Origin of the sequence: Arthrobacter jinronghuae (assembly GCF_025244825.1) — a bacterium.
GTDB classification, from domain to species: Bacteria; Actinomycetota; Actinomycetes; order Actinomycetales; family Micrococcaceae; genus Arthrobacter_B; species Arthrobacter_B jinronghuae.
In genome coordinates this window covers 1,534,862-1,552,556 of record NZ_CP104263.1, presented here as the reverse complement: position 1 = coordinate 1,552,556, position 17,695 = coordinate 1,534,862, and the positions used below count along the sequence as shown (strand labels likewise).

The 17,695-nt window shown below is 65.6% G+C and carries 14 protein-coding genes and 1 pseudogene; 8 read left to right on the top strand and 7 right to left on the bottom strand.

Annotated features, from left to right (window positions below; translation table 11 throughout):
* Nucleotides 1–36: 36 nt before the first annotated feature.
* Nucleotides 37–2,148, bottom strand: a complete 2,112-nt coding sequence (locus N2K98_RS07150; protein WP_255798043.1) for a DNA gyrase/topoisomerase IV subunit B — start codon at nucleotides 2,146–2,148, stop codon at nucleotides 37–39.
* Nucleotides 2,149–2,386: 238 nt separating this feature from the next.
* Here N2K98_RS07150 and N2K98_RS07145 point away from each other — a divergent pair, with 238 nt between their 5' ends.
* Nucleotides 2,387–2,608, top strand: coding sequence for a DUF7455 domain-containing protein (locus N2K98_RS07145; protein ID WP_146362357.1), 222 nt, complete (start codon nucleotides 2,387–2,389; stop codon nucleotides 2,606–2,608).
* 216 nt (nucleotides 2,609–2,824) lie between these two features.
* On the opposite strand, the gene N2K98_RS07140 is transcribed toward N2K98_RS07145, so the two are convergent.
* The 6 genes and pseudogenes from N2K98_RS07140 to N2K98_RS07115 all read right to left on the bottom strand — a co-directional run.
* On the bottom strand, nucleotides 2,825–4,108 hold the full coding sequence (locus N2K98_RS07140) for an RNA polymerase sigma factor (RefSeq protein ID WP_255865334.1): 1,284 nt from the start codon (nucleotides 4,106–4,108) through the stop codon (nucleotides 2,825–2,827).
* A 329-nt stretch (nucleotides 4,109–4,437) separates the two neighbouring features.
* Complete coding sequence (locus N2K98_RS07135) at nucleotides 4,438–5,763, bottom strand: DUF4192 domain-containing protein (RefSeq protein WP_255865333.1); 1,326 nt, start codon at nucleotides 5,761–5,763, stop codon at nucleotides 4,438–4,440.
* A gap of 156 nt (nucleotides 5,764–5,919) precedes the next feature.
* The gene (locus tag N2K98_RS07130) at nucleotides 5,920–6,675 is read right to left on the bottom strand and encodes an ABC transporter permease (protein ID WP_255865332.1); all 756 of its coding nucleotides are present in this window, start codon (nucleotides 6,673–6,675) and stop codon (nucleotides 5,920–5,922) included.
* A gap of 14 nt (nucleotides 6,676–6,689) precedes the next feature.
* Nucleotides 6,690–7,448 (bottom strand): ABC transporter ATP-binding protein, encoded by a 759-nt coding sequence (locus N2K98_RS07125; protein ID WP_255865331.1) that lies wholly within the window; start codon nucleotides 7,446–7,448, stop codon nucleotides 6,690–6,692.
* A gap of 58 nt (nucleotides 7,449–7,506) precedes the next feature.
* Nucleotides 7,507–8,844, bottom strand: coding sequence for an MFS transporter (locus N2K98_RS07120; protein WP_255865330.1), 1,338 nt, complete (start codon nucleotides 8,842–8,844; stop codon nucleotides 7,507–7,509).
* A 222-nt stretch (nucleotides 8,845–9,066) separates the two neighbouring features.
* Nucleotides 9,067–9,960: pseudogene (locus N2K98_RS07115) on the bottom strand (proteasome assembly chaperone family protein); the annotation flags it as partial.
* A 263-nt stretch (nucleotides 9,961–10,223) separates the two neighbouring features.
* Here N2K98_RS07115 and N2K98_RS07110 point away from each other — a divergent pair.
* The 7 genes from N2K98_RS07110 (at nucleotide 10,224) to N2K98_RS07080 (ending at nucleotide 17,662) form a co-directional block, all read left to right on the top strand.
* Nucleotides 10,224–11,753: a leucyl aminopeptidase gene (locus N2K98_RS07110; RefSeq protein ID WP_255865329.1), complete on the top strand. Its 1,530-nt coding sequence runs from the start codon at nucleotides 10,224–10,226 to the stop codon at nucleotides 11,751–11,753.
* 189 nt (nucleotides 11,754–11,942) lie between these two features.
* Nucleotides 11,943–13,325, top strand: coding sequence for a dihydrolipoyl dehydrogenase (gene lpdA, locus N2K98_RS07105; protein ID WP_255798050.1), 1,383 nt, complete (start codon nucleotides 11,943–11,945; stop codon nucleotides 13,323–13,325).
* A 121-nt stretch (nucleotides 13,326–13,446) separates the two neighbouring features.
* The gene (gene sucB / locus N2K98_RS07100) at nucleotides 13,447–15,216 is read left to right on the top strand and encodes a 2-oxoglutarate dehydrogenase, E2 component, dihydrolipoamide succinyltransferase (RefSeq protein WP_255865328.1); all 1,770 of its coding nucleotides are present in this window, start codon (nucleotides 13,447–13,449) and stop codon (nucleotides 15,214–15,216) included.
* A 165-nt stretch (nucleotides 15,217–15,381) separates the two neighbouring features.
* Entirely contained in the window at nucleotides 15,382–15,729 is a 348-nt protein-coding gene (locus tag N2K98_RS07095; protein WP_255765854.1) for a hypothetical protein, read from the top strand.
* A gap of 81 nt (nucleotides 15,730–15,810) precedes the next feature.
* Nucleotides 15,811–16,239 carry an OsmC family protein gene (locus N2K98_RS07090; RefSeq protein WP_255798052.1) on the top strand — a complete coding sequence of 143 codons (429 nt, stop codon included), beginning with the start codon at nucleotides 15,811–15,813 and terminating at the stop codon, nucleotides 16,237–16,239.
* Nucleotides 16,240–16,458: 219 nt separating this feature from the next.
* Nucleotides 16,459–16,764 (top strand): urease subunit gamma, encoded by a 306-nt coding sequence (locus N2K98_RS07085; RefSeq protein WP_255798053.1) that lies wholly within the window; start codon nucleotides 16,459–16,461, stop codon nucleotides 16,762–16,764.
* Between the two features lies 1 nt (nucleotide 16,765).
* The gene (locus tag N2K98_RS07080; protein ID WP_255865327.1) at nucleotides 16,766–17,662 is read left to right on the top strand and encodes a hypothetical protein; all 897 of its coding nucleotides are present in this window, start codon (nucleotides 16,766–16,768) and stop codon (nucleotides 17,660–17,662) included.
* Nucleotides 17,663–17,695 lie beyond the last annotated feature (33 nt).

Sequence of the window (17,695 nt, the reverse complement as noted above, 5' to 3'; positions counted from 1 at the left end):
GGACGTGGTCTCCGCTAGACGTCGATCCGGTCCGGGCTAGGCGTCGATCCGGTCCCGGTCCAGCATGGCCGCCCCGGCGATAATAAAGTCCTTGCGCGGTGCCACGTCGCTGCCCATCAGCAGCTCGAACGCCTGCTCGGCCGCAGCTGCCTCGGAAATCCGGACCCGCCGCAGGGTGCGGTGCCGGGGGTCCATGGTGGTTTCGGCCAGCTGGCCCGCGTCCATTTCACCCAGGCCCTTGTAGCGCTGGATCGGTTCCTTGTAGCGCTTGCCTTCCTTTTCCAGACGGGCAAGGACCTGGTGCAGTTCCTTTTCGCTGTAGGTGTAGACCATCTCATTGCTCTTGGAGCCGGCATTGATGACCTCCACCCGGTGCAGCGGTGGAACGGCCGCATAGACGCGTCCGGCGTCCACCAGCGGGCGCATGTAGCGGAAGAACAGCGTGAGCAGCAGGGTCCGGATGTGCGCGCCGTCGACGTCTGCATCGGTCATGAAAATGACCTTGCCGTACCGGGCGGCGTCGAGCTGGAAGCTGCGGCCGGAGCCGGCACCCACCACCTGGATCAGCGCTGCACACTCGGCATTGGACAGCATGTCCGCCACGGACGCCTTCTGCACGTTCAGGATTTTGCCGCGGATGGGCAGCAGCGCCTGGTAGTCCGAGGACCGGGCCAGTTTCGCCGTGCCGAGGGCGCTGTCGCCTTCCACGATGAACAGTTCAGAGCGTTCCTGGTCATCAATCCGGCAGTCCGCCAGCTTGGCCGGCATGGTGGAGGTTTCCAGCGCGTTCTTCCGGCGCTGGGTCTCCTTGTGCACGCGGGCGGAGATCCGGGACTTCATCTCCGCCACCACCTTTTCCAGCAGCTGTGAAGACTGCGCCTTGTCGGCGCGCGCCGTGGAGTTCAGCCGGGCGGTGATTTCCTTCTCCACCACCTTGCTCACGATGGCCCTTACGGCGGAGGTGCCGAGGATTTCCTTGGTCTGGCCCTCAAACTGCGGCTCGGCGAGGCGGACCGTCAGCACGGCGGTGAGCCCCGCGAAAACGTCGTCCTTTTCGATCTTGTCGTTGCCGGCCTTCAGCTTGCGGGCATTGGCTTCAATGACCTTGCGGAAGGTCTTCAGCAGGCCCTGCTCGAAGCCGGTCTGGTGCGTTCCGCCCTTGGGGGTGGCGATGATGTTCACGAACGAGCGGATATTGGTCTCGTACCCGATGCCCCAGCGCAGGGCGATATCCACCTCGGCCTCGCGTTCGATCTCGGTGATCCGGCTATGCCCGCTTTCATCGAGTACGGGCACGGATTCCTTGAACTTGCCGGAGCCGTGCAGGCGCCAGATATCCGTGACCGCTGCGTCGGCGGCCAGGTAGTCGACGAACTCGGCGATCCCGCCGTCGTGGTGGAAGACTTCCTCCACGGGGCCGTTCTCGCCCGGGGTTCCGGGCAGGCGCCGTTCATCGCGCAGGGTGATGCGCAGTCCAGGGACCAGGAAGGACGTCTGGCGGGCGCGGGCCTGCAGCTCGCTGTAGGAGAATTTGGCATCCGGCGTGAAGATCTGCCGGTCGGCCCAGTACCGGATGCGGGTGCCCGTGACACCGCGCTTGGCCTTGCCGACCACTTCAAGCCGTGAGCTGGCCAGGAACGGAGAGAACTTGGCCTCGGGGCCGGGCTTTTTGCCCGTGTCGTCGAAGTGGCCGGGCTCGCCGCGGCGGAAGGCCATCTGGTACGTCTTCCCGGCCCGGTCCACCTGCACGTCGAGGCGGGAGGACAGGGCGTTGACCACGCTGGCACCGACGCCGTGCAGGCCGCCGGAGGCCGCGTAGGACCCGCCGCCGAACTTTCCGCCGGCGTGGAGCTTGGTGAAAACGACTTCGACGCCGGAGAGTCCGGTTTTCGGTTCGATATCCACCGGGATACCTCGGCCGTCGTCGTGGATCTCCACGGAACCGTCCGGATGAAGAATGATCTTGATGCTCTGCCCAAAACCGGCCAGGGCTTCATCGACGGAGTTGTCGATGATTTCCCAAAGACAGTGCATCAGGCCACGGGAGTCGGTGGACCCGATGTACATGCCGGGACGCTTGCGGACGGCCTCCAGTCCTTCCAGGACGGACAGGTGCCGGGCAGTGTAATCAGAACTAGGGGGCGCCACGTGCGTTGAAACTCCTTGGTGTCGGCTGTTTTGCCGGTAGAGATATCCGGGAACAATCAGGGACTCCTACAAGGTTAATCCCCGGCGGTGACACTTCCGCCCAACGACTCAGTTGCGTGAGTTTGCCCACGGGGACCGCGCCGAAGGGTACGCGTAGAGCGAAAGGCGGGCCAACCTGCAAGGGACGGGGTGTCAAAGGTGGTTATATGAAGTATCAACACCCTTGAGGAGGCAACTCATGACAGCAGCAGTAGCAACCCGTGAGCTGAACAGCCTGGACCGCTGCGATCGTTGCGGCGCACAGGCATACGTACGTGCCGTACTGGAATCCTCCGGTGGGGAACTGCTTTTCTGCGGGCACCACGCCCGGGCGGTGGAGGCAAACCTTCGTCCGCTCACCTCGGAATGGCAGGATGAAACCTCGCGCCTGAACGAGAAGGCGCCGGTCTCTGCAGAGTAAACAGGCAGTCGCCTTGTTCGGTCAGCGATGCCACGGAGTAATGTCCGCGTAGACGCGGCGTACCAAGCTTGAAGAAGTCCCCTTCCGAGTCGGAAGGGGACTTCTTTTTTGTCCAGCTGCATCTTGTTCCGCCGGTGCGTGCCCCACGCAAACGGCACCCCGTCCGCGGATCGGGGTGCCGTTGGTGAAGCGGGTTGCCGGCTGACCGGCAGGTGCTTAATCCAGGTAGTCCCGCAGGACCTGCGACCGCGACGGGTGGCGCAGCTTGGACATGGTCTTGGATTCGATCTGGCGGATCCGTTCACGGGTCACGCCGTAAACCTTGCCGATTTCGTCCAGCGTCTTCGGCTGGCCGTCGGTGAGGCCGAAACGCATGGCAACCACGCCGGCTTCGCGCTCAGACAGCGTGTCCAGCACTGAGTGCAGCTGCTCCTGCAGCAGGGTGAAGCTGACCGCATCGGCGGGAACCACGGCTTCGGAGTCCTCAATGAGGTCGCCGAATTCGGAGTCGCCGTCTTCACCCAGCGGGGTGTGCAGGGAGATCGGCTCACGGCCGTACTTCTGCACCTCCACGACCTTTTCAGGGGTCATGTCCAGTTCCAGCGCCAGCTCTTCCGGAGCAGGCTCGCGGCCCAGGTCCTGGAGCATCTGGCGCTGTACACGGGCCAGCTTGTTGATGACTTCCACCATGTGCACCGGGATGCGGATGGTGCGGGCCTGGTCAGCCATGGCGCGCGTGATCGCCTGGCGGATCCACCACGTGGCGTACGTGGAGAACTTGAAGCCCTTGGTGTAGTCAAACTTCTCTACGGCACGGATGAGGCCAAGGTTGCCTTCCTGGATCAGGTCCAGGAACAGCATGCCGCGGCCGGTGTAGCGCTTGGCCAGCGACACAACGAGGCGCAGGTTGGCTTCGAGCAGGTGGTTCTTGGCGCGCTTGCCGTCATGGGACACCCACTGAAGCTCACGCTTGAGCTTCGGGTCCATATCGGGATCCGCAGCCATCTTCTCTTCGGCGTACAGGCCGGCTTCGATCCGCAGTGCAAGGTCGACTTCCTGCTCGGCGTTCAGCAGGGCGACCTTACCGATCTGCTTCAGGTAGTCCTTGACCGGGTCAGCCGTGGCGCCGGCGGAGACGACCTGCTGGGCCGGCGCGTCGTCGTCGTCGGCATCCGAGTACACGAAACCGGATCCGGTGGGTGCTGTAGTGTCTGCAGCTTCGACGGCGTCTGCGTCCGGCTCGACGTCGGCAGACTCAACCTCTTCATCAACCTCGGCCTTGGCGGCCTTGGCGGTCTTCGCAGCGGTCTTTCGGCCGGCTGCAGTGGTGCCGGCCTTGGCCGGAGCCTTCCGGGCCGCAGTCTTGCGGGGCGTCTTGGCAGCGGTCTTTTCGCCGGAAGCAGCCTCCTGGGCGGCCACCGCGGACGGGGCCTCAGTTGCGGCAGTGCGCTTATTTGCAGTGTCAGTCTCTTCGACTGCAGTTGTCTTTCTCGGCGACACAGAAAACCTTTCATACGGCGGGTTGTGGCACCGCCATTGGGGGCAACACCACTATGACCCTGTCAAGTCCGTGATTCTATCCAAGTGTTCGGTTTGGCTTGCCCTCAATAGAACAAACCGTGCCGGTGTATTGTTCCGCAAGCCACAGGGACTGGCAGTTCAAAGGACACTTGATACACGAACCCGACCGGGTCTCGGTTCCCATTGTCGCACGTTTTCCGCCCCGCCACCGCACCGGCGCACCTTATCGGCGCACTCCGCGGGCCTGTTCCGCCGTGCAGCTTTTCCCCGCTGGTTCTCTTTGCACACCGGTTCGTCCGGGTCCCGGTCTAGCCGTCCGGCGTGCCCGGCCATGACCCGTCCCGGGAACCGGTCCAGTCCGGAAGGATTCCCGTGCCCAGCAGTTCGCGCAGCAGCAAGGCAAGACGGTAGCCGGGGCGCACATCGAGCGCGTGCTGCAGATGGAGGTGCGCCCGTGAGCCGCGTCCCCTGGCCCACTCCATCCAGGCAAGCAGTGAAAGCAGCGCCGCCTTGGCGTCTTCGTCCGCCGCGGGCACGAGATCCGAGAAAACGCCGTACGCCCGGTCCAGCCGGTTCCAGTCCGGGGCACTCCCTCTGCCCACCAGCATGCTGCGGAAGTCCGCGGCTGCTTTGGACTGTCTGCGAGCGCGCGGGAGAAGGGGAACGACGCCGGGTCCGGAGAGGCCGTGGTCTGCTGCCCCGGGAAGGACAACAGGATGGACCTGGCGGCGGACCATGCCGTTGGCTTCTGCGCCGTAAACGGCTGCGGCGTGGCCCGCAGCAGTCTGGACAAGCAGGGCATCGCGGATACCGCGGTCGCAGAGGCTCGCCAGGAGAAACCCGGCACATTCGGAATCGCGGTGCAGCAGGTTCCGGGAGCCGGCGTCCGGCTCGGCTGTGTCTTCGGCGTACGGGACAGCACCGGCATCGAGGCCGTGGCCTGCAAAACATCTGCCCCACAACTCCAGGGTGCGGCGGAACTGCTCCCGTTCACACCAATTCGCGGCCATTTGCTTCCCGAAGCGTGCCTGGCTCACCGCTACCTCGCCCCGGTTGGGCCACTGCGCCGGGAAAGACTCCCCCACCGCTTTTTCCAGGGATGCCGCGAAGGCACTCCCCCGGTACACCAGTTCCGTGTTCAGCATGCTGTCTGCAATCTGCGACCTGGGCGCCCCCGGCCAGGGGCAGCAGTCCAGTTGGGTGCAGAAGTAGTCCCGCCAGGTGTCCGGCCCTACCAGCCAGCCATCCTGCAGCGGGATGCCGGCGGCGGCCAGGTCCTTCTCCAGGCGGCGGACCAACGGCCGGTAGGGCGGATGCGCGGGGTCTTTCCACGGCAGGTCCGTATACAGCGCCAGCAGCACGCCGTCGGCCTCGGTGTCCGAGGCCAGGAACCGGGAGGCCGTGGCGGAATAGGCGGCATCCGCCCCTTTGGGTGCCGGCCCCGGCCGCGGCGCCTTACGCGGCGGGAGGTCCACCCGCAGCGTCGCGCCGAGCCGGCCACCGCATAGTGCCATGAGCACCAGGGACTCGCGCGGCTCGAAGCCCAAAGTATGTGGAATCAGGCTGAGGATGTCAGCCGGAGCGTTGACGCGGTAAGGGTTCCGCGGGGTGCCGTTGGCCGGTTCTGTGCTCATGCCCCAAGGTTGCCCGGGAATCCGCGGTCGCTGCAGGGCAAGCCCGGAATCTGTGCACCCGGCGCCGGCTCAGCCGCCTCGTCGGCAGCGGTGGAGGAAAAGTGGCCGGCCGCGGGCCGGGCCGACAGGCCCGCCCGCCGGGCGGCAGCGGAGGGATCATTTCCAGCGGAACACCTTTGCGGCCACCACGGTGCATGAAGCGGTCCAGAAGAGCATAACGAGGAAGGGAGCGGCCGTGACGGTTCCTCCGTACCAGGCGGCGGTCAGTGCCTGGGTCATGGCACCAAGCGGGGTGAAGGACGCAACCTGCCTGACACCTTCCGGCATCAGCGGCCCGGGTGTCCATAATCCGGCGGTGAACATGCACCCCATAAACACCAGGAATCCGATGCCGTAGGCGTTCTGGGCGGTCCCGGCGAGGGCGGCAATGAGTGATCCCACGGCCATCATGGCGGCAACGCCGAAAACCACCACGAGGACAACCAGTCCGGGGCTGCCCGGCATCCGGCTGTCGAAGGCAATCCTGGCGAGCAGGACGGTGACGGACACCGCGACGGCGAGCGCCACGCCGCTGACGATCCATTGGGCGAACAGGATGCGGTGCGCGCCGACCGGTGTCACGCCCAGCCGGCGCAGCACTCCGGTCTCCCGGTAGCCGCTGATCGCGGACGGGTAATTGGTTACCGCCACACTGGCCAGTGCCACCGCTATGGACAACGGCACGAGCAGGTCGATGGGCCGCAGGGCGGCATAGACGGGATCCGTGCCTCCCATCGGGACGCGTGTGTTGGGAATGACGAAGCCCTGGAGCAGCAGAATGGCCGAGGGCAGCACCAATGCCATGAAAATGCTCACCGGGTTGCGCAGATACAGTGTGGCTTCAGTGCGCGTCAGCGCTCCCAGGGCTCGCATGCTCCACTTTCCCTTCAGTCGGCTGCCGTCTGCTCGATGAAGGCCAGATACGCATCCTCGAGAGCACCGGGCTCGGCGGCGTTCCTGCCGGAAAGGGCGAGCAGTTCGGCCGGTGTGCCCACGAACCGTGTCCGGCCGGCGTCGATAATCGCCAGGCGGTCGCAGAGTCGCTCGACGTCGTCGAGGTAGTGGGTGACGAGGACGACCGTGATGCCGCCGTCCTTCACCCGTTGAATCAGCTGCCGCACGTCGCGCCGGCCTTGCGGGTCCAGCCCGGTGGTCAACTCGTCGAACACGACGACATCGGGATTGCCGATGAGCGCCAGGGCGATTGAGAGGCGCTGCTTCTGTCCGCCGGAAAGCTTGCCGAAGGGGCGTTTGCGGTGTTCGTCCAGCCCGACGGTACGCAGCAGTTCCGGCACATCGGCCGGTGCGGGGTAAAAAGCGGCGAACAGCCGCAGCGCCTCCTCCACGCGCAGGGCGGGAGGCAGAGCGGCGGCCTGGAGCTGATAGCCGACCCGCTCGCGTACGGTTGCCCGGTCAGCCGCGGGATCCACGCCCAGTACCGTGATGCGTCCGCTGTCCGGCCGCAGCGTGCCGGCCACGCACTCCACGGTTGTGGTCTTGCCGGCGCCGTTGGGGCCGAGAATTCCGAAGGCTTCACCCGCGTCGATTGAAAACGTGACGTCTTCGAGCGCCGTGACATTCCGGAAAGCCTTGGCTATCCCGCTCACGCTTACCACCGTGCCGGCAGGCACCCGCGCCCTGGTCATGCGGATCATTTTGGCGGCGGGGCTGCGCAAGGGTCAAGGGTGGAGGGCGCCCGCGGCCCTACTGCGGACCTGGACCTCCCCGTTCCCCGCGGCGGCGCTGCCGTTCGCGGGCCAGTGCGGCGCGGAGCGGCGGCAGCGGCGATCCTTCGTCGGCCAGCCGCCTGCGGATCTGCCCCCGGGTCCGGAGAATGCCCGCGACCCCTACCGCCATCACGGCAAACTGCACGGACAAGGCAATCCGGAAGGAGTCCAGGGCATACAGGTTCCCCCCTGAAAAGCCGCTGCTATTCAGCACGTCCAGCACCACGCCGATCAGGTACATGCTGACCAGCGAGGCAATGAAGCCGCCGATGTTCACAATCCCGGTGGCGGTCCCCAGCCGGGCACTGGGGTTGTAGGTCCGGGCAAAATCGAAGCCGATCATGGACCCGGGGCCGCCGATGGCCAGCAGCGCCACGAGGAGGACCAACAGCCACAGCGGCGCCGGGCCGGGATAAAGCAGGACGGCGGCCCACCCGGCCGCCATGGCGCCGGCGATCAGCAGCACCATAGTGGAGCGGCGCAGCGGGTGCCTGCCCACCCAGGACCCCATCCACGGCCCGCAGACAATCGCGACCACCACGAAGAAAGTCATGAGGCCTGATGCGACGGCGGAAGACACGCCTTCGGCACTGACCAGGTAGGGGAACCCCCACATCATGACGAAAACCGTGCCGGGGAACTGCACGGTGTAATGGGTCCACATGCCCAGGCGCGTCCCCGGCTGGGCAAACGCCTCTGCCAGGGAGGTGCCGGTCTGCCGCAACGGCAGCGGGACGGGCGCCTCACCGCCGGCCGGCCGGTTCCGCACGCAGGCCAAGGTCAGAACCAGGGCAAGCAGGGACAGGGAGGCAGCGGATACAAAGGCCGTGCTCCACCCGAACCGGTGCAGCACATAGGCGAAAGGAATTGCGCTGGCAATCTGCCCCAGCTGGCCGACAATGCCGGTGTACTGGGTCAGGACGGGGATTTTCCTGCCGGAGAACCAGGCCGGAAGGAGCCGCAGCACGGAGATGAAGGTGAGCGCGTCGCCGGCACCCACCAGGGAGCGCCCGAGGATTCCGGCGCCGACGGATTCGGCAGCAGCCAGCTGGAGCTGTCCGGCAAGCATCAGCGCAGCTCCCCCGGCGATCAGCAGCCGCGGGCCGAAGCGGTCCACCAGCACCCCTACGGGTATCTGCAGCCCCGCATAGACCAGCAGCTGCACCACCGTAAAGACGGACAGGACGGAGGCGGTCGCCGAAAAGCGCTCAGTGGCTTCGATGCCGGCCACACCGAACGACGTCCGCTGGGTCACCGCCACCATGTAGGCAAAGACGCCTACGCCCCAGACAATCCAGGCACGTGTTCCGTTCATCGGCACACCTGCCCGGGACGGGGGCCCGGACCGGGGCCGGGATGCGCGGCGTCAGGCCGTGCCGGTCCGCCCGTTCCCGTCGTCGCTGCCGTGGCCCTCGACCGTGCCCTCGGTGGCATCTGGTGCATTCTCCTGATCCGCGTTATCGCTCGGTTCGCTGTTCTGGGCGTCATGCTGGTTCTCGGGCCACAGCGCCTCGGATTCTTCTTCGGCCTGCGGGCTGGCCAGGTACGCCTCCACTGCGGCTCCGATTTCCTCGGCGTCTGCCAGTTCGTCGTTGCCCTTGACCAGCAGGGAGCGCCGGACGGTGCTTTCGGTGTACTGGTCGTAACGCTTCTCGAGGGTTGCCACTACGCCCTTGACCTCCGCAGATGCCTCCACCTGTTCGGTGATCTGGCGTTCCACGTCCCGGCCTGCCTCGCGCAGCCGGTCCGTCGGCAGCACCAGTGAGGCGGCTGCCCCGAGGTACTCGAGTCCGGCGACGGCTGCGGGCGGGAACTCCGCCTCGGCCAGGTAGTGCGGTACGTGCACCACGTGGCCGACGACGTCGACCCCGGCCTCGACCAGCCGGAGCTCCAGGACGTGTCCGACGGCGGCCTGTACCTGCGCGATCGGCGTCCAGGAGCTGATCCCTTCCACCAGGTCGGGCCGGTTGCCGTGCGTGGTGACGCCGATCGGGCGGGTGTGCGGGACGGGCATCGGAATCGAATGGACCCAGCAGACCAGGGCCACGTCGAACGCCTTCACCAAATGCACTACGGCCGCCGTGAAACGTTCCCACTGCAGGTCCGGCTCGAAGCCGGTCAGGAACAGGAACGGCTCCCCCAGCCCGTCATACATCCGGTGCAGCTCAAGCCGCGGCGGCTCGTAGTCGCTGAGGTGGTCCTCGATAAAGGAAATCTGCGGCCGGCGGTTGCGGTAGTCGATCAGCTGGTCCGAGTCGAACGTCGCCACCAGGTCATGGTCCAGGGCATCAAACAGCTCATCCCGGATCTGGCTGACCACGTGGCCGGCCTCGGCGAAGCCGGTGAAACCGACGAGGAGCTTCAAGCCGGAGAGGTCCCCGGACTCCGCGACCTCCGGATTCAGATTAAACAGGGTCAACGGATCCAGCATGTCTTACCCCTCCCGGGAACTCGCGTGCGCTCTCGGCACAGGAAGGTGACGACCGGTGATTCCGGCTGCTTTAAACCGTTGCTGTGCCCTTACTCAAGGGTAAACGTCCGGACGCGTGCGTTTCATTCCGGGACCGGGGCCGGCCTTTGTTCCTTAGCCCCTGCGCAGCAGCTAAGGAGCAACGTTGCGGCATGCGGGCGTTCTTCAGACTACGATCGGTGTGGTAAACGCAGAGCAACACAGAAACGTGAGGAAGCAGCTTCGTGAACAAAGCCAGTGAACCCAGCCTGTCGGCAGTATCCAGGGACGGGCGGAAGGTTGCCGCCAGCGCACTCGTGATCGGCGTCGGCCAGACCCCCGACGGCCCGGTCCTGATCGAAAGCCCGCTTTCCCCCAAGGCGTCTGCCGCCCTGGCCGCTTCACTGCCGCTGCTCGGCGTCACCGGTGCAGCTGACGAAGTCCACCGCCTGCCGGGCCTGCCCGAGGCAGATGCCGACATGCTGGTCCTTACCGGCCTCGGCAAGGTTTCGGCCGGCGTCGCCCTGACCGAGGAAGCCCTGCGCCGCGCCGCCGGTTCGGCTGTCCGCCAGATTGCCGGCACCGGATCCGTCGCCCTCGCACTGCCGGCCGGCACCGTGGCCGATGCCGCCGCCGTCGCCGAAGGTGCCCTGCTCGGCGCGTACAGCTTCACCGAACACCGCAGTGCCGCCACCGCGGACAAGATTCCGGCGCCGGTTTCGGAGATCACCGTTATCACTGCAGCCGCTGACGAGAAGGGCCTTCGGCCCGCCCTCGAACGCGCCCGTATCCTCGGCCGCGCGGTCAACGCCACCCGGACCCTGGTCAACCAGCCGCCGAGCCACCTCTACCCGGAGACCTTCGCGGCCGCCGCAAAGGACCTGGCCAAGTCGCTGCCCGTCAAGGTCACCGTGATGGACGAAAAGAAGCTTGAGCGCGAAGGCTTCGGCGGCATCCTCGGGGTGGGCAAGGGATCGGCCCGTCCCCCGCGCCTGGTGAAGCTCGAATACGCGCCGCTGCGCTCGAAGGCCAAGCTGGCACTCGTCGGCAAGGGCATCACCTTCGACTCCGGCGGACTGTCCCTCAAGCCGGCCGCCGGCATGGAGGCGATGAAATCGGATATGGGCGGGGCCGCCGTCGTGCTGAACGCGCTGCTCGCCATCGCCGAACTGGGGCTTCCCATCAAGGTGACGTCCTGGCTCTGCATTGCCGAGAACATGCCCTCGGGCACGGCGCAGCGCCCCTCCGACGTAATGACCACCTACGGCGGCCGCACTGTCGAAGTCCTGAACACGGACGCCGAGGGCCGGCTGGTGATGGCCGACGGTCTTGTGGCTGCCAGCGAGGAAACCCCTGACGCGATCATCGACGTCGCCACGCTAACCGGTGCTCAGATGATTGCGTTGGGCAAACGCGTTTCGGCAGTCATGGGTGAAGAAGGAGTCCGGGACGCCGTCAAGGCAGCTGCGGACCGCGCAGGCGAGCTGTTCTGGGCGATGCCGATTCCGGAAGAGCTGCGGGCGAGCCTGGATTCCCAGGTGGCGGATATCGCCAACCACGGGGAGCGTTTCGGCGGCATGATGACGGCCGCCACCTTCCTGCGGGAATTCGTCGGCGAAGTCAACGGAACCAAGATCCCGTGGGCGCACCTGGACATTGCGGGACCGGCTTTCAACGACGGCGCCCCCTACGGTTACACCCCCAAGGAAGGCACCGGCGTCGCCGTCCGCACCCTGGTGGCCTACGCGGAGGACGTCGTGGCGCGCGCCTCATAGCATCCAATACGGTTCCGTGAAACGGAACTGACGCTTGTGGCAGGTGTTTCTCATTACACTTCGCCCCCTACTGCCTGTGTCCAAGTGGATGCCGGTGGTAGGGGGCGATAGGGTGAGGACTGATCACAAACGCCCAATAACTCATCGGCGCGCATGGGCGCGTCAACGAATACGCGAGGGAGCGTCCAAGTGGCCGATAAGGCAGCTGCGCAAGAGTTCGACATCCTGATCCTCGGCGGAGGCAGCGGCGGCTACGCCGCGGCACTGCGCTCCGTGGAGCTGGGATTCTCCGTAGGTCTGATTGAAAAGGGAAAGCTGGGCGGGACCTGCCTTCACAACGGCTGCATCCCCACCAAGGCGCTGCTGCACTCCGCTGAAATCGCGGAGAACGCCAAGACGGCCTCGAAGTACGGCATCAACGCCACCTTCGACTCCATCGACATGACTGCAGTGAACTCCTACAAGGACAACATCATTGCGGGCAAGTTCCGCGGCCTGCAGGGCCTGATCAAGTCCAAGGGCATCACGGTCATCGAGGGCGAGGGCAAGCTCACCAGCGAAAAGACCATCGAGGTCAACGGTGAGACCTACACCGGCAAGAACATCATCCTGGCCACCGGTTCCTACTCCCGTTCACTGCCGGGCCTGGAAATCGGCGGCAAGGTCATCACCTCCGACCAGGCCCTGAAGATGGACACCGTGCCCAAGAGCGCGGTCATCCTCGGCGGCGGCGTCATCGGCGTCGAATTCGCCTCGGTCTGGAACTCCTTCGGCGTGGACGTCACCATCGTCGAGGGCCTGCCCTCCCTGGTCCCCAACGAAGACGCAGCCATCATCAAGCAGCTTGAACGCGCGTACAAAAAGCGCGGCATCAAGTTCAGCACGGGCATCTTCTTCGACAACGTCCAGCAGAACGACGACGGCGTCGTCGTCACCCTGGCCGATGGCAAGACCTTCGAAGCCGACCTGATGCTCGTTGCCGTGGGCCGCGGCCCCGTCACCGCCAACCTGGGCTACGAAGAAGCCGGGCTGACGATGGACCGCGGATTCGTCATCACGAACGACCGCCTGCACACCGGCGTCGGCAACATCTACGCCGTGGGCGACATCGTTCCCGGCCTGCAGCTGGCCCACCGCGGCTTCCAGCAGGGTATTTTCGTTGCCGAGGAAATCGCCGGCCTGAAGCCCGTTGTGGTTGACGATGTCAACATCCCCAAGGTCACCTACTGCGAGCCGGAAATCGCCTCCGTCGGCCTGACCGAAGCCAAGGCCAAGGAGAAGCTGGGCGCCGAAAACGTCGAGGTCCAGGAGTACAACCTGGCCGGCAACGGCAAGACCTCCATCCTCGGCTCCTCCGGCCTCATCAAGATGGTCCGCGAGAAGGACGGCCCCATCGTGGGTGTGCACATGATCGGCGGCCGTATCGGCGAGCAGATCGGCGAAGCCCAGTTGATCGTTAACTGGGAGGCGTACCCTGAGGATATTGCCAGCCTGATCCACGGCCACCCGACGCAGAACGAGGCTATCGGCGAGGCCGCCATGGCACTGGCCGGCAAGCCCCTTCACGGTTAACACCTAAGATTCACTTCCCCGGGCCGCATTCCGCCTCGCGGCTTCGGCCCGGGGGAAATCATCACCAGCACCAGCGGCACGGCTGGTCACAAAAGATCTATCAAGGAGAAACGGGGACAATATGTCTGAAACCGTGAACTTACCAGCCCTCGGCGAGTCCGTCACCGAAGGCACCGTCACCCGCTGGCTGAAGAACGTGGGCGACCGCGTCGAGGTCGACGAGCCGCTGCTCGAGGTATCCACCGACAAGGTCGATACGGAAATCCCCTCCCCCGTTGCCGGCGTGATCGAGGAAATCCTCGTGGCCGAAGACGAAACCGCAGAGGTCGGCGCTGCGCTTGTACGCATCGGTGACGGCTCCGGTTCCGGCGAGCAGCTGGACGACGGCGGCAGCGCCGCCGACCAGGAAGCTCCGGCCGAAGAGGCCCCTGCCGAGGAAGCACCGGCCCCTGCGGCCGAAGAGGCTCCGGCTGCTGAAGAAGCTCCCGCGGAGAGCGGCTCCGGCGAAGGCACCGAGGTCACCCTCCCCGCCCTCGGCGAATCCGTCACCGAAGGCACCGTCACCCGCTGGCTCAAGGCCGTCGGCGACGACGTCGAAATGGACGAGCCGCTGCTCGAGGTTTCCACCGACAAGGTCGACACCGAGATCCCTTCCCCGGTAGCCGGCAAGCTGCTGGAAATCCGGGTTAACGAAGACGACACGGCCGAGGTCGGTTCCGTCCTGGCCGTCATCGGATCGGGTGCTGCTGCCCCGGCCAAGGCCGAGCCCAAGGGTGCCGAGCCGGTAGCGGCCGCTTCCAAGGACGAGCGCGAAGCTCCGGCCGTCGAGCCGGAAAAGAAGGAAGAGCCCAAGGCCCCGAAGCAGGAAGCTCCGAAGGCTGAAGCTCCCAAGCAGGAAGCCCCCAAGGCTGAGGCTCCGAAGCAGGAGGCTTCCAACGACGCCGGCACCTATGTGACCCCGCTGGTGCGCAAGCTCGCCAACGAACACGGCGTCGACCTGTCCAGCATCAAGGGTTCCGGCGTTGCCGGACGCATCCGCAAGCAGGACGTGCTTGAAGCGGCTGAGGCTAAGAAGGCCGCTTCGCAGCAGCCCGCCGCGTCCGCCCCTGCCGCCTCCGCCACCCCCGAAAAGGCAGCACCGGCGCAGATCAGCGAAGCCAGCGCGAAGCTCCGCGGCACCACGGTCAAGGCACCGCGCATCCGCCAGACCATCGCGCGCCGCATGCGCGAGTCCCTGGAGGAGTCGGCACAGCTGACCCAGGTGCACGAGGTCGACATGACCCGCATTGCAGCCCTGCGCCAGAAGGCCAAGGGCAACTTCCAGCAGCAGAACGGCGCGAAGCTCACCTTCCTGCCGTTCATTGCCAAGGCAGTTGTCGAAGGCCTGAAGCAGCACCCGGTCCTCAACGCCTCGTACAACAACGAGACGCAGGAAATCACGTACCACGACGCCGAGCACCTCGCGATTGCCGTGGACACCGAGAAGGGCCTGCTGGTTCCGGTCATCAACGATGCCGGTGACCTCAACATCACCGGGCTGGCCAAGAAGATTGCCGACGTCGGCAGCCGCACGCGCAACAACAAGATCGGCCCCGACGAGCTCTCCGGCGGCACGTTCACCATCACGAACATCGGCAGCGTCGGAGCCCTCTTCGACACGCCGATCATCAACCAGCCGCAGGTCGGCATCCTGGGCACCGGCGCGATCGTCAAGCGTCCCATGGTTGTCACCGACGCCGAGGGCAATGACAACATTGCCATCCGATCGATGATGTACCTCTCCCTGACGTACGACCACCGCCTGGTGGACGGCGCCGATGCAGGCCGCTTCCTGCAGACGCTGAAGGCACGCCTGGAAGAAGGCAACTTCGAGGCAGACCTGGGGCTCTAGTTCCGGTTCCGCTTAGGCAGGGCGCTCTCCCGTTACCGGGAGGGCGCCCTGCGCCGTTTCTACGGGTTGGTCGCCCCTACGGAAATCCTCTACATGTTGTAGAAAAGTTACCTGCCTCCTATGCTTTCCTCCGGGTTCCCGACTTCCAGTCGGTAAACTGGCCTTATGGACTTCCTTCACAGCTTCCTTGTTTTCCTGCACATCCTCGGCGCAGCCATCATTGTCGGCATCTGGTTTGCCCGCATCAAGAATCCGACCGTGCTGCCCGGCCAGTTCCACGCAGCACTGCTGCAGTTGGTCACCGGCCTGGCGCTGGTGGCGCTGAATGAGATGGGCGACGGCGACGTCAACCACCTGAAGGTGGGTATCAAGCTGCTGATCACCCTGGTGATTGCCGTACTGGCCTTCATCGGACAGCGCCGCTACAAGAAGGACGAGCCGGTTTCCTCCGGACTCGCAAACGGCGTGGGCATCCTTGCGATCATCAACATTGCCGTAGCCACTATGTGGTAGTCCGCACAACAGCGGAAATAGGATGGGATGGTGCGCCGGCTTGTTGCCGGCCCCGTCCCATCACTGTTTAAGGAGACCCCCATGGCTACAGTCCGTTCAGCCCACACCGTCTGGAACGGCGACCTCTTCAACGGCAAGGGAGACGTCACCCTCGACTCCTCCGGACTCGGCACCTACGACGTCACGTGGAAGGCCCGCGCCGAAGAAGCCAACGGCAAGACCAGCCCTGAGGAACTTATTGCCGCGGCCCACTCGGCCTGCTTCTCGATGGCCTTCAGCAACGCGCTTGCCGAGGCAGGCAAGACGGCGGAGCGGATTTCCACATCCGCTGACGTGACCTTCGTTCCGGGCACGGGCATCACCGGCAGCCACCTTGTGGTCAGTGCCGTGGTACCCGGACTGACGGCGGAGCAGTTTGACGATATTGCCGAGTCGGCGAAGACCGGCTGCCCGGTCTCGCAGGCGCTGGCTGGCATCGAGATCACCATGGACGCGACGCTCGAGTCCTAGGCCTTCACGCCCCCGGGGCCCGGACCGCAGCTGTTGCGGTCCGGGCCTCTCCTCGTTCGGCCGGCCTGCCCGAACCGAATACCGGATTGCACGCCGGCTTCCGGCAGGACGGGGTGTTGGTCCCAGCTGGGCCCGCGTAGCGTGGTTTTCAAGCGAGCTTGGCCCCTGCGCCAAGGGAGCGGTTTCGACCGGATCGCAACTGCGTCTGAAGGTAAAGAGATGAACCTTACTCCCAAAGAAATCGACAAGCTTTACGTGTACCAAGTCGCGGATTTGGCCCGGAAGCGGCGCGACCGGGGCACCAAGCTGAATGTCAGCGAGGCAACCGCCCTCATCTGCGAGGCGATTCTGGAGGGCGCCCGCGACGGCAGGACCGTGGCCGAGGTGATGGAGCTCGGCAAGAACATCGTCTCCGAAAGCCAATGCATGGACGGCGTGCGTGAGAGGCTGCCGCTCCTCCAGATCGAGGCAACCTTCGTCGACGGCAGCAAGCTCGTCTCCTGTCACGATCCCATCGGGGTGTGACTTGACCTGGCCCATCGAGCCGGGTGCGACGGTGGTGCTGGTCGGAGGACATGAGAGCGACAACGGGGTGGATCTGTCCTTCATCACGGCTTCCGTTCCGGGCGCCCTCATTACCCCAGCGGGCCGACCGCTGCACAATGTCCTCACGCGGCTGCGTGGGGACAGGGCCGACGGAGCGGACCTTGCGCCCGTCGTGGTGCTGCCGATGACCTTCGGCCGTAACCCGACCCTCGTCGCGGACACGGCGAAGACGCTCCGCTGGCTCGAAGCAGGAGCAGTCCCGCACGGTGCCGCCCGGGCCCCGCTGGCCCTGGCGGACGAATTCGGCACCCGCGACCATCTCACGGCGTGGCTTCGGACCGCCGCTGTGGAGGTGCGCAGGCTGGCACCGGAGGCGGCAGTGCTGATCGTCGCGGACGCCGCCAATCCCTTCGATGATGCGGAGCTCTACCGCATCGCGCATCTGGTGCGCACGCACGGGGCGGGCAACTTGGTGGAGGTTGCCGCTGTCACTGACGCGGATGCACTCCTGGAGGCCGTACGGCGGCTGGGTCTTCTCGGCAGCACGGAAACGGTGGTTGTTCCCGCAGGATTTCGGCGGGTGGCCACCGTGCACGGTGAAGCGGTGCCCTTCGGCGAGGGAGGTTTCGCCGAGGCCCGGTTCTACGGTGCGCTGCTGAGCGAGCAGGCGGTGCTTCGCGTTATCGGCGAGCGTGTTCGCGACGCACTGCACAACCTCAGCCACGGCTCCACCGGTATTGACGCCGGACTGCAGGCTGATCACGGTCACGGTTACGCGCACTCACACGCCTTTGACGCGGACAGCGGCCATCCCCACAACCACGGGGCGGCCAACAGCCACCCGCATCACCACCCCGCCCCGATCCGTTCGAGTTGACCGCAGATCCCATCGAAACGCCACGTGCAGCGA

What these genes read in the sequence shown, in the direction of transcription:
- N2K98_RS07145 (WP_146362357.1), top strand. Translation starts at nt 2,387, where the DNA reads ATGACAGCAGCAGTAGCAACCCGTGAGCTGAACAGCCTGGACCGCTGC.
- N2K98_RS07090 (WP_255798052.1), top strand. Translation starts at nt 15,811, where the DNA reads ATGGCTACAGTCCGTTCAGCCCACACCGTCTGGAACGGCGACCTCTTC.
- N2K98_RS07095 (WP_255765854.1), top strand. Translation starts at nt 15,382, where the DNA reads ATGGACTTCCTTCACAGCTTCCTTGTTTTCCTGCACATCCTCGGCGCA.
- N2K98_RS07135 (WP_255865333.1), bottom strand. Translation starts at nt 5,763, where the DNA reads ATGAGCACAGAACCGGCCAACGGCACCCCGCGGAACCCTTACCGCGTC.
- N2K98_RS07130 (WP_255865332.1), bottom strand. Translation starts at nt 6,675, where the DNA reads ATGCGAGCCCTGGGAGCGCTGACGCGCACTGAAGCCACACTGTATCTG.
- sucB (WP_255865328.1), top strand. Translation starts at nt 13,447, where the DNA reads ATGTCTGAAACCGTGAACTTACCAGCCCTCGGCGAGTCCGTCACCGAA.
- N2K98_RS07085 (WP_255798053.1), top strand. Translation starts at nt 16,459, where the DNA reads ATGAACCTTACTCCCAAAGAAATCGACAAGCTTTACGTGTACCAAGTC.
- N2K98_RS07125 (WP_255865331.1), bottom strand. Translation starts at nt 7,448, where the DNA reads ATGACCAGGGCGCGGGTGCCTGCCGGCACGGTGGTAAGCGTGAGCGGG.
- N2K98_RS07120 (WP_255865330.1), bottom strand. Translation starts at nt 8,844, where the DNA reads ATGAACGGAACACGTGCCTGGATTGTCTGGGGCGTAGGCGTCTTTGCC.